Below are 12,289 nucleotides of genomic sequence, written 5' to 3' on the forward strand. Positions count from 1 at the left end.
AGATGATCAGTACAATTAAAAATTCATTGGCAATGTTAGCCGGATTGAGTCTGGCTACCGCTTCGATGACAGGATGTAGCAAATCTGACGGAGGTACTACCGAACCACAGGATTCAAAAGCAAATTATGCTATTACGTACAGCACAACTAACGGGTATTACTTACTTCCGATAAAGGATCTGATGAGTGGTACTATATCGCCTGTAGGAAAAGGTACAGATGTAACAAGCATATTTACCTGGTCAGAAAATAAGATTCAAAAGGGTAAGTATTTCTTTCACCTTGATCCGGAAGGTTCAAAATTCGGAAAATACAATTTTGAATCCGGAGAGTTGGTTACAGAAAAAGTTGTGCCTTTTACAAAGTTTTCTTACCCATACCTGGGATGGCATACCTGGATTGATGATAATACATTAGCATTTGGTACGCGTAACGGGGATGAATTTGCGATCATGAACGCGACAACTCTTGAAATCTTAAAAAGCGGAAAAATCCAGACGGGCACGCAGATTCCTGCAGATCACAGTATAGGTATTAATTCGGCTATTCCTCAAGGCAACAAGATACTTGTGACGCTTACGCTGAAAGATCTGAAAACAAATACCACTTTAGATAACTCATACACGGCGACAATGGATCTTAACACCTTTAATAACTTCAAGATCACAGGTACAGAAAGTCGCTCTGCTCCTATCGGTGCTATCAGAAACGGGTATTTCCACAAATTCAGTGATGAAGGCTATACGTACCTTCTTTCTCTGCCAATGAAAATGTTAGGTGGTGGCAAACCACACTTACCGACAGCTTTCTTCCGGATCAAAAACGGAGAAACAGAATTTGATAAAAACTACTTCTTCAACACAAGCAAAAGTCTGAATGGAGATCACCAGCTTGGAGTAGCAAATCTTGGAAATGGAAAAGTGATTATTGCAAATGCCAAAGATGCTGCAAACATGGTCAAAACAAAAGATGACTGGTGGTATGCTGCAATGTGGGAGTACTATGTTGTAGATGTAAGATCGCAGCAGATCATTCGCAGACTGGACTTCCCTCCGTTGTTAAACTCTACATCTGCAGTAGTGGATAATGGAGTCGCATATATTGCGGTCAATGATCCAAAAGCGGATGCGATCTATATCTGGTCTTACGATTCTAAAACTGATAAGCTGACCAAAGGTGCTAAAGTAGATGGCGGTACAGATGATACCCCGGTATTATACAATCTGAAATAATCCTTTATAAATCAGGCCGGGGATCGGGCAGATTACCCCGACCTGATTATCTCCATCCTTAAGGCAGCAGTATTCACTAAATGCAACTGCCTTTATTTTAACCTATCCAAACGTATACAAGAGTTTAAGTATTGAATCAGGAATTGTGTCCAAATTAAAATATTAACATCAATAGCATTAACCTTCAGACCGGGAGAAGTCTGTTTGCTCCCGGTTTATAAAAGAAATAAGTGAAAAAAAGATTAAGTAAACTCAATGCCTGGTTACACCTTTGGTTAGGAATAGTAACCGGAATACCTGTTGTGCTCATCAGTCTGACCGGTTGTATACTGGTTTTTGAACAGGAAATCAGAATGTGGACAACAGATTATATTGCTGTAGAAGAGAAAACTGCTGACGAGCAGCTGGCTCCCTCCGTGCTGTACAAAAGTATAAAGCAAGCATTTCCTGAAAAAGAAGCGGAAAGCTTCTGGTATAATGGACTCAATAGGTCTGTCAAAGTCAATCTGCATGATAGTGACAGTATTTTATACGTCAATCCTTACAACGCAGAAGTACTGGCAACAGCACATCATGAAGATTTCTTCCATTTTATAGACGAAGGCCATCGTCATCTGTGGTTTCCCGGTAAAATCGGAAAGAAAGTGGTCGGGTATAGTACACTTATATTCTTTTCTCTGCTTATTACAGGCATTATACTCTGGTGGCCTAAAAAATGGAATAAAAGATCTGCAAAACAAAGCTTTTTTATCAACTGGAAAGCCCGCTTCAAAAGAATAAACTACGACCTGCATAACGTACTCGGCTTTTACTCTTTACTTCTCGCCCTGTTAATGTCTCTAACAGGATTGGTGATGAGCTTTCCTTGGATGAGACAATCTATCGTATGGCTGAGTGGAGGTTATCCTCCAAGACCCAAAACGGAAGTTAAAAAAGCAGATGAGGGACAGAAAATAGCTTTCACACTGGAAGAGGATCTTCAAAAAGCAGACAAGATATGGTTTACTGTACGCAAGGAGATCGCTTTACACAATAAAGAAGCTGTCATTATACACATTCCGGAAGGGGATGATAAAACAATATACTCCTGCACCGATATGCATGCAGGCAGCTGGAGAGATCTCTCTTTTGATCGGGAGACATTAGCACTGACTCCACGGACGCAGAAAAAGATGGAAGATTCCAACAGAACAGAATGGCTGATGCGCAACAATTATGCTCTTCACACCGGATTCATCGGTGGCATGACAACCAAGATTCTGTATTTTCTGGCCAGTCTGATCTGCGCGAGTCTGCCGATAACCGGATTTTACATCTGGTGGGGCAAAAAAAGAAAAAAAACAAACACCCGCAAAGATCGTCCGGGAAAGTCGGGCAAAAGAACTAAAACAGTATTACAAGTGACCTGATGTACTCTATATTCCAAAACATCTGGTTTGCACCACAACGAATCGCACGTATCCATATCATGAGATCAATATATTTACTATTTCTAGCCGCAGCTTTACTAAAGGCTTCACCAACCTTTGCCCAATCCGGATCCAGCATCCGGGGGAAAGTGGTCGATCATACAGAAAAGACTCTTCCTTACATGACAGTCAGTCTGCATAATGCAGAGAATATTACCGAAACTGTAGTCACAGTAACCGCTAGTACCGGAACATTTATGTTTAAAAATATTGTATCAGGAAAATATTATATCTCCATCAAGAGTCTGGCTCATCAGGATCATATAGGAAACCGCTTTAACATTACCCATCCCGGCACCAATCATGACATGGGTGTTATCCAGCTGGTTGGCAAATCCAATGTTATGGATGAAGTAATTATTGAAAAGAAAAAGCCTCTTATTGAACAACAGATAGACAAAATGATTGTTAATGTCGAAAATTCAGCTCTCTCTGACGGAAGTTCAAGTCTCGAATTATTGAATAAAATACCGGGACTGTCCGTATCTTCCGACGGAAAAGTCAGCCTCAAAGGTAAATCCGACGCATCTGTCATGATCAATGGTAAACTTACCTATCTGTCTGCAGATCAGCTGGCCAATCTTCTTCGCAGTACTTCTTCACTGGATGTGACCAAGATTGAAGTGATGACAAATCCTTCTTCTAAATATGAAGCAGCGGGCGAAAGCGGTATCATAAACATTGTTCTTAAAAAAGGGCTAAAACAAGGATTTAACGGCACATTAAATCTCAACGGAGGGGCAGGAAGAGGTACACAGCTCGGCGGAAGTATCAACCTGAATTACCGCACCTCCAACACAAACTTTTTTGCCATCTACAATCAGTACTACCAAAATCTGGAAAACAGAATGGAACTGACACGTTATCTGCTGGACAATACTTCCGGTAAACCTGAATTTATTTCGAAACAGACCAACCTGGAAAAACCAAAGTTGAGATCCAACAATTTCCGTGTCGGAGCTGACTTTATATTATCTCCTAAAAACAGCATTGGTTTTCTGATCAACGGTGGATTTGGCAAATTTCCAAAGTACGAGCCTACACAAAATGATTTCAGCAATGCGGCCACACAAAAGCTCTTATGGCGGGCGAATACCGTGACAGAAGGAAGGGAACGTTGGGAAGACATGTTGTACAATATCAATTATGTACACAAGTTTGATGAAAATGGTCATCAGTTGACAATAGATCTGGACCATGTATATCATTATTCAAAGATGGATCAATCCCTCTTAACCACTTATACCAACGAAGCACAGGAACAGATACGTCCGCTATCTGGTCGGATTGGGGATATTCCTTCCAGGAATAAGGTATATGTCGGAAAATTAGATTATACTTTACCATTTGAAAATGGGTTGAAGTTTGAAGCCGGATATAAAGGAAGTCTCGTAAAAACAGAAAATGATCTGCGCTATGACACTCTTCAGCAGGATCAATATGTACCGGATCTGAAAACCAGCAATCATTTTATTTATCATGAAAGTATTCAGGCAGCATATGTCAATGTAAATAAAGAATGGGGAAAATTTAACACACAAATAGGTCTGCGTGGAGAATATACAGATACAAAGGGGGAACAGTTAACAACAAATGAGACATTCACTAAAAATTATTTTAACCTGTTTCCATCTGTTTTTTTAACCTATTCCATTAATGACCAGCATAAAATGCAGGCTAATTACAGCAGACGTGTAAAACGACCTTCTTTTTGGGATATGAATCCATTCAGAGTATACACAGATCCATTTTCATATTATGAAGGTAATTCTAAACTAAATCCTTCTTTTGCCAATTCATTTGAGTTAGGGTATACGCTTTTAAGAAAATATATCCTGACTGCAAATTACAGCCATTCTGAAGATGTAGTGAACGAAATCGTAGGTCGTGATCCATCCGAACCTAACACGGTCTTTGAGCGCCCGGCAAACCTCGGAACATTTACGAATATGGGGGTATCACTGACTGTACCCTTACAACTTACCAAATGGTGGACTGCTACTTATTTTGGTAACTTTTACCGCAATAAATATGAACTTCCTATGGGCGAATCTTTAAGTATAAGAGCCGGGAATACATTAGCATTTAACGGACAAAACACCTTTTCGTTGCTGCACAACTGGAGGTTTGAGCTTGGCGGAAATTATATTTCGGGTATGACAGTCGGTGTACACGAATTAAAAAGCTACGGTGTGGTATACACAGGTATACAGAAAAACTTTCTACAGAATAAAGCGATGTTGAAGCTGGTGATTAATGATATCTTCATGACCAACCAACGTCGTTACGAAACGAATTATACGGACATCCGTACCTTCGGAAAAATCAACCGGGACAGCCGTTCTGCCTTGCTGACCTTTACTTACCGCTTTGGAGGAGATTTTTCTTCCGGAAAAGACAGAAGTACAGGAAGTGAGGATATCAAAAACAGACTGTAAACAAACAAAATAATAACATAGCACCGACAATAAAGATGGTTTTGCAAATCATCTTTATTGTCGGTGCTTTTTTTGTTTTACACTACTATACTAAAATCCTGTTACTGGTCGTATCACTAAGGGTATCATCACTTTTACGTTAGAAATTTAAAATTGCGTATCTTTGGAAAAATTTTCAAAAGATGTCTGTCAAGATTGGTGATCATATTGATTTAGGTAACTTTCCGTTATTATTAGCTCCCATGGAAGACGTGAGTGATCCTCCCTTCCGTTATGTCTGTAAGCAAAATGGAGTAGATATGATGTATACGGAATTTATCTCTTCTGAAGGGCTGATCCGCGATGCGGCCAAGTCCAGACAGAAGCTGGATATTTTTGAATATGAGCGACCTATCGGTATCCAGATCTTTGGATCAGAAATCGAACATATGCGTCAATCTTCCGAAATATGTTCATTGGCAAACCCTGACCTGATAGATATTAACTATGGTTGTCCTGTTAAAAATGTAGTCTGTAAAGGAGCCGGTTCCAGTCTGCTTCAGGATGTAGATAAGATGGTGGCCATGACAAAGGCAGTAGTGGAAGCTACTCACCTTCCGGTGACTGTCAAGACCCGCCTGGGATGGGACGATAATACCAAGAATGTATACGAAGTCGCTGAACGTCTTCAGGATGTAGGCATCAAAGCCCTTTCTATTCACGGGCGTACACGCGCGCAGATGTACAAAGGACAGGCAGACTGGTCTATGATCAGAGATGTAAAACGCAATCCGCGTATCAAGATCCCGATTTTCGGAAACGGAGATATAGATTCTGTAGAAAAAGCTGCTGCCTGGAGACAAGAGTTTGAAGTAGACGGTATCATGATAGGACGGGCTTCTATCGGATATCCTTGGATATTCAGAGAAATCAAGCATTTCTTTGAAACCGGACAACGGTTAGAGGGACCTACAATTGTGGAACGTGTGGAGGTATGTCGCACCCACCTTACCAAATCTATTGAATGGAAAGGTGAAAAAACAGGTATTTTTGAAATGCGCAGACACTACGCCAATTATTTTAAAGGTATTCCTAATTTTAAAGAATACAGAATGAAACTAGTGGGACTGCAGTCGCATCATGAAATTCATGAGGTGCTGGATGAGATCCAACATCAGTTTACAGAGGAAATTATTTAATCCGTATCCGGGAAACAGACGAACCTCTCCTTCCTCTTCCGACGAGTCGGAACAGGTTCTCTTAAAAAAGGAGAGGGAAATATTCTCATCGTTTCAGAACAGCTCTTATTTTCTTGCGCTCTGCAATAAAAATACCGGCCAGAAATACCGCAAACAGTGCATTACCAATAATCAGATTGCGGTCGAATACAAAATTAGACAGATACGTAATTCCGGCACCTATCAGCATATATATCAGCATTTTCCCGACTTTATAAGGTATAGGATAATTTTTCTGTCCCCAGATATAAGACAGGATTACCATAGAGGCATAAGCCAGAAAAGTAACAAAGGCTGCTCCTGCATAGCTGTACCTGGGAATCAGAAAATAATTGGCAACAACCGTAATCAATGCTCCTATTCCTGAAATATAAAGTGCATATCTCGTCTGATCAGACAGCTTGTACCATACAGACAGATTCATATATATACCGAGAAGCACGTAATTAAACAGCAGCAATGGAACAATAAACAGTCCCGACCAGAAAATTTCACGATGGGCAGCGTCTCCCTTGATAAAAAATTTGAGCCATTCTATATTAGCAGATATACCCACCATCACGATCATCATCGCAATGACCAGATATTCCATTATAAAAGCATAGGTAGACCGCGCATTAGCATTCTTTGAATACGAAAAGAAAAATGGTTCTGCTCCCAGCCGGAATGCCTGTACAAAGATACTCAGGAACATCGCCAGTTTGGATACAGCTCCATATATACCATTATCCCGATCTCCGATTTCTTTTGGGAGATACATCGGCATTACGATCTTATCCAGATTCTCATTGATAATAAAAGAGATATTGGCAATCAGGATCGGGAAGCTATAGGAAAGCATGCTTTTGATTAATTTCCTGTCCGGTTGAAAGCTAAATTGTGTCATTTCCGGCAACAACAGAATAAGAGTCAGCACACTTGCTACCAGATTAGAGATAAATACGTATCCGATCCAGCCATCGTTAAACCATCCGGCAAACCAGTCTCCGACGGCTCCTCCATCTGATATTATTACAGGAACGATCAGAATAAAAAAGAGGTTAAGCCCTATCATGGTCAGGATATTGACCAGTTTGATGATAGCAAAGCGAATAGGTCGCCCCTGAGACCGGAGTTTGGCAAAAGGCACAACGGCAAGTGCATCAGCCGTCAGAATAATGGCAAAATATTGAATATATTGCTGGTAGTCCCGATCAAACTGTCCTTTATTAAGCAGGGCGGAAATCTGCCCCGAGAATATATTTGCACTGATGAGAAACAACAGTGCGAAAAAAGCGATAACAATAAAGCTGTTATTAAACACCCTTTGTTTATCCTTATCTTCTACTTTCTGAAGGTAACGAAAATAGGTCGTCTCCATTCCGAATGCCAGTACAGCATTGATCATAGAGGCCCAGGCATACATATTCGTAAATATTCCATATGCTGCTGGCGGATATTTACTGACATACAGCGGGGTCATGATGAAGTAGAGTAACCTCGAGAAGATGGTACTCAATCCATAAATCATCGTTTGACCGGCAAATTTTTTGAGAACTGACAACGATCTAAGTTTTAATGACTGACTTTCTTTAATACTTCAAAATTCCTGAAGCCTTTCCACTCGCCATCTGTTGCGGAGACTTCCGCAACTTCTGCTCTTTCGGGTCCTTCTTCACAAAACTCAAGTAAAGACGCTAAAGCAAAGTCATCCCCTTCGGCTTCTATATATACAGATCCGTCAGGCAAGTTACTCACAAAGCCCTTTACCCCTAATTGATCAGCGACCGCCTTAGTCGTAAGTCTAAAATAAACCCCCTGTACTTTTCCCCTAACAGAAATATTCCAATGTTTCATATCAGAAACAAAAGTACAGAAGATTTTGAGGAATTGCTACGCTATTCGTTGAACAGTTACATTGGAAGTCAATCTCAGGTTTTCCATTCCTTCCAACAGGATCAACCCCGGTTTTTTACCTACTTCCAAAGAACCCAGCTTATCATCAAAATTCAGGAACTCCGCTCCGTTAATAGTTGCCCAATTAATTGTCTTCGTAAATTCCAATGCAGGAAAAGCCTCATGTAAAACTTTTAACTCCTCCAGAATATCCAGTGTATCGTTGGAAGCAAAGCTATCTGTACCCAACACAATTTTCTGATCATCATTGACAAAATTCATCACTTTAGGCAATGCTCCTTCAATGTACAGATTTGCCTTCGGACAAAAACACCATACAACTTCACGATCCATACGACGTACGAAGTCCAGATCTTTCAGGGAGGTATAGGTATTGTGCACCAGCATCAGTTTGTTACGGACAGGAAGATTCGGAAGATACGACTGGATCGAATTGCGGGCCTGTGCCTTGAAATCAGCAATATTATATCCGATCTGCTCGTAAAATTTCAGAAACTCACCTTGCTTATAACGGAAAAGTTTATTCTCCGCTTCACTCTCCTGATTGTGAATACTGATAAGGCTATCACCCGTGGTAAGTTTTTTGAAAGCTTTTAGCAGTAATTTGGAGCAAGAGTAAGGTGCATGTGGCGTAATTGAAGAGTGCGTGTCATTAAAATGGTATCTTGTTTCCTGTGCCTCTTCGAGCCGGGATTCCACCTGTTCCTTGTTTAATCCCATTGCTTCGACGAAGGTGTGATATTTAATACTGCTTCGTTCCTTTACAGCTGCGGAAAAAGAAGTATTGACATGATCACCTACAGCCTGGATACCATTGTCATACATCAGCTTGTCAGCTTTCTCAATGTGTTTAACAACTGTCTTTTCATTTTCTTTTCTCGATGACATCACCGCACTGATAAACTGGGGAAGGCCAGTGCGCTGCGCAATCGCGCCCTTAAGATAAGACAATTCAATGTGGCAGTGGGCATTAATAAACCCCGGTATCAAGACTCCATTTAACAATTCGATCTTTTTACCAACCAATTCTACAGCATCATTGGCATACACCCCTTGAATCACCCCGGAGGCGTCAATAGCAACGACACCCCGCTTAATAGGCAGATTAGTAATCGGCAATACGTAATCGCCGGAATAATATTTAACCATTTTTCTTTGTTTATAAAATGTCCTAAGAGTAGGAGGTTTTACTTAATGTGATACACATAAGTACTCAATTTATTCTAAAATCCCTGATAATAAAGATTTTTTTAAATAGTATTACGAAAGAAAAACTAAAACCTACTAATAAAACTTTTAAATAAAAAAGAAAGAACCGTGCCAAGCTTTTTTTTTCACATTATTTTAACATATAGCACATTATTCATCATTAATTTTACTACCTTCGAGCCATCAAATAGGGGTGCCTTGTTCCATGAACACGAAGTAAGGCTGAGATTATACCCAACAAGAGAATTCTTGTGCACCTGATCCAGATAATGCTGGCGGAGGGAAAAGGTTAGTTAAATTGTAACACTGTTGTAGCCCCTTTCAATAGTTTGTTTAACTCAAAAAAATTCATCTTTATTATCATGATGAGATCATTAATCATTGTTCTGTGGCTCTGTACACTCACAACTGTCACTGTTGCACAGCAGACACTAACTGTAAAAGTGCAGGACAAATTAAAATCCACGGCACTTCAGGATGCCACCGTCACCCTAACCGGGCGTACCAAACAGACACTGACAAGCAACAGTGACGGTATCGTACAATTCACAAATCTGCAGTCTGATGACTACGTTATTAAAGTGAGCTATATTGGCTACAACGCTGTACAACAAACAGTTCGTGCAGGACAACAGACACAAATCACGATTGAAATAGAACCCCGTTCCATTCATACGGAAGAGGTACTGGTACAGGCTACCCGTGCACGAAACAACGCTGCAACAACGTATAAAAATCTGAGTAAAGAAGATATTGCAAAGAATAATCTGGGGCAGGATATCCCTTACCTGCTGGATCAGACACCTTCGGTAGTCGTCGGGTCGGATGCCGGGGCAGGTATAGGATATACGAATATGACGATAAGAGGATCTGACAACCAACGTATAAATGTAACATTGAACGGTATCCCGCTGAATGATGCTGAAAGTATGGGTTCATTTTTTGTAAATCTGCCTGACTTTGCATCTTCTGTAGAGAATATTCAGATACAACGCGGAATCGGGACATCCACTAACGGAGCCGGGTCATTTGGTGCATCTCTCAATATTCAATCGAATACTTTAGAAGAAAATCCATATGTAGAACTTAATAATTCATTCGGATCCTACAACTCGTGGAAAAACACACTGAAGATCGGATCGGGACTTATCAATAATAAGTTTGCATTCAATGCCAGGTTATCGCGCATCCTGAGTGATGGTTATATCGAACGTGCTTCTTCGGACTTAAAATCCTTCTATATCGATGGAGGATACTACAGCAAAAAGCATATTGTCAAAGCAATAGTCTTTTCGGGTAAGGAAAAGACCTATCAGGCCTGGTATGGTACGCCAGAGCCGTTAATTAAGGGTAATCGTGCAGCTCTGGGTGATTATGCAATTGCAATGGAATTGTCCAAACCGGAGGATATCGATCGTCTGCTGCAGGCAGATCGCCGTTACAATATCTATACATATGATAACCAGACGGACAATTATACCCAGACGCATCATCAGTTACATTACACCTATTTCATAAATGACCAGCTGACCCTGAATACCGCTCTTCACTACACACGTGGAGCCGGTTACTATGAGGAATTTAAAGAAAATGACAAGTTGGTCAAATATGGACTGCCCGACATCACAATCGGTAATACGACATACAAGAAAACAGATCTTATCCGTCGCCGCTGGCTGGATAATTATTTCTACGGAGCAACCTACTCACTGAACTACAATCCAAGCAACGACCTTAAATTTACACTGGGTGGCGCATACAATCAGTACAAAGGTGATCACTACGGACAGGTGATGTGGGCCAGGTATGATACCGTAAGTACTCCCGGATATAAATACTATGCAGGCGATGCACAAAAAAATGATCTGAGTCTGTTTTTGAAAACAGATTATCAGATCGGCAACTGGCTGTTGATGGCTGATGTACAATACCGTAATATAGACTACAAGATCCGCGGAAATGATGACAAGATCAAAAACATGGATTTTCATTCTACATTCAACTTTGTCAATCCAAAGGTTGGCTTTACTTACCTGATTAATTCAATATCCAATGTATACGCTTCCTATGCCTACGGTAGTAAAGAACCGGTACGTAAGGATTTTGTAGAGAATACCAGCGGTATAGATCCTAAGCCTGAGAAAATGCAGGACGTGGAGTTTGGATACCGTCTTCGAAATGAATACTTAAATATCGGCATAAATGGCTATGGTATGTTTTACAAAGATCAGCTTATCCCTACAGGAGCTATTAACGATGTAGGATCTGCTATCCGCCAGAATGTACCGGACAGTTACCGGATAGGACTTGAATTTGACGGTGCATGGCGTATTTCCGATCAGTTTACATGGAAAGCAACTGCCGGTCTGAGTCAGAATAAGATTAAAAATTTTGTGGAGTATCTGGGCGAAGAGACTATACAGTATAAAAAGACTAATATTGCCTTGTCCCCTTCCGCTATCCTTTCAAATGAACTAGCCTACAGTCCGATAACACCGTTGACTTTTGCACTTACATCCAAGTATGTATCCAGACAGTATCTGGACAATTCTTCTGCGAAAGAAAGAAGTATTGACGCGTTCTTTGTCAACAATCTTCGCACCTATTATACGTTCAGTATGTGGGGAATACAGAAAATTGACCTGAGTCTGAGTATCAATAATATTTTCAATGAAAGATATGAAACCAGCGGATATACCTGGGGCTACCTGGATGATAATAAAGATCGTCTTTATTATAACTTCTACACACCACAGGCAACGACTAATTTTATGCTGGGACTTAATGTCAGATTTTAGATACTTCGCTCTTTAGCATCCTGTGAACAT

8 protein-coding genes are annotated in these 12,289 nt (G+C 40.5%); 5 read left to right on the forward strand and 3 right to left on the reverse strand.

Features of this window, described 5'->3' with window-relative positions; genetic code table 11:
- Positions 1-2 precede the first annotated feature (2 nt).
- From HMPREF0766_RS12145 to dusB, 4 genes are all read left to right on the forward strand, one after another.
- A complete protein-coding gene (locus HMPREF0766_RS12145) occupies positions 3-1,232 on the forward strand; it encodes a DUF4374 domain-containing protein (protein ID WP_002997573.1) in 1,230 nt (409 codons plus the stop codon).
- A gap of 230 nt (positions 1,233-1,462) precedes the next feature.
- Positions 1,463-2,641 (forward strand): PepSY-associated TM helix domain-containing protein, encoded by a 1,179-nt coding sequence (locus HMPREF0766_RS12150; protein ID WP_002997575.1) that lies wholly within the window; start codon positions 1,463-1,465, stop codon positions 2,639-2,641.
- On the forward strand, positions 2,641-5,139 hold the full coding sequence (locus tag HMPREF0766_RS12155) for a TonB-dependent receptor domain-containing protein (protein WP_002997577.1): 2,499 nt from the start codon (positions 2,641-2,643) through the stop codon (positions 5,137-5,139). The genes HMPREF0766_RS12150 and HMPREF0766_RS12155 overlap by 1 nt, the downstream gene beginning before the upstream one ends.
- A 182-nt stretch (positions 5,140-5,321) precedes the next feature.
- Positions 5,322-6,317 carry a tRNA dihydrouridine synthase DusB gene (dusB, locus tag HMPREF0766_RS12160; RefSeq protein WP_002997579.1) on the forward strand — a complete coding sequence of 332 codons (996 nt, stop codon included), beginning with the start codon at positions 5,322-5,324 and terminating at the stop codon, positions 6,315-6,317.
- A gap of 85 nt (positions 6,318-6,402) precedes the next feature.
- On the opposite strand, the gene HMPREF0766_RS12165 is transcribed toward dusB, so the two are convergent.
- From HMPREF0766_RS12165 to HMPREF0766_RS12175, 3 genes are read right to left on the reverse strand one after another with little or no spacing between them, the layout of a single operon-like run.
- On the reverse strand, positions 6,403-7,866 hold the full coding sequence (locus HMPREF0766_RS12165) for an oligosaccharide flippase family protein (protein ID WP_081454849.1): 1,464 nt from the start codon (positions 7,864-7,866) through the stop codon (positions 6,403-6,405).
- Positions 7,867-7,910: 44 nt separating this feature from the next.
- A complete protein-coding gene (locus tag HMPREF0766_RS12170; RefSeq protein ID WP_002997581.1) occupies positions 7,911-8,192 on the reverse strand; it encodes an acylphosphatase in 282 nt (93 codons plus the stop codon).
- A 36-nt stretch (positions 8,193-8,228) separates the two neighbouring features.
- Positions 8,229-9,401 (reverse strand): amidohydrolase family protein, encoded by a 1,173-nt coding sequence (locus tag HMPREF0766_RS12175; protein ID WP_002997582.1) that lies wholly within the window; start codon positions 9,399-9,401, stop codon positions 8,229-8,231.
- 422 nt (positions 9,402-9,823) lie between these two features.
- Between HMPREF0766_RS12175 and HMPREF0766_RS12180 the strand changes: the two genes are divergently transcribed.
- On the forward strand, positions 9,824-12,259 hold the full coding sequence (locus HMPREF0766_RS12180) for a TonB-dependent receptor (RefSeq protein WP_002997583.1): 2,436 nt from the start codon (positions 9,824-9,826) through the stop codon (positions 12,257-12,259).
- Positions 12,260-12,289 lie beyond the last annotated feature (30 nt).

Origin of the sequence: Sphingobacterium spiritivorum ATCC 33861 (genome assembly GCF_000143765.1) — a bacterium.
In the GTDB taxonomy this organism is placed as follows: domain Bacteria; phylum Bacteroidota; class Bacteroidia; order Sphingobacteriales; family Sphingobacteriaceae; genus Sphingobacterium; species Sphingobacterium spiritivorum.

Coding starts and splice junctions, on each gene's coding strand:
- dusB (WP_002997579.1), top strand. CDS start 5,322: ATGTCTGTCAAGATTGGTGATCATATTGATTTAGGTAACTTTCCGTTA.
- HMPREF0766_RS12170 (WP_002997581.1), bottom strand. CDS start 8,192: ATGAAACATTGGAATATTTCTGTTAGGGGAAAAGTACAGGGGGTTTAT.
- HMPREF0766_RS12165 (WP_081454849.1), bottom strand. CDS start 7,866: ATGATTTATGGATTGAGTACCATCTTCTCGAGGTTACTCTACTTCATC.
- HMPREF0766_RS12145 (WP_002997573.1), top strand. CDS start 3: ATGATCAGTACAATTAAAAATTCATTGGCAATGTTAGCCGGATTGAGT.
- HMPREF0766_RS12175 (WP_002997582.1), bottom strand. CDS start 9,401: ATGGTTAAATATTATTCCGGCGATTACGTATTGCCGATTACTAATCTG.
- HMPREF0766_RS12155 (WP_002997577.1), top strand. CDS start 2,641: ATGTACTCTATATTCCAAAACATCTGGTTTGCACCACAACGAATCGCA.
- HMPREF0766_RS12180 (WP_002997583.1), top strand. CDS start 9,824: ATGATGAGATCATTAATCATTGTTCTGTGGCTCTGTACACTCACAACT.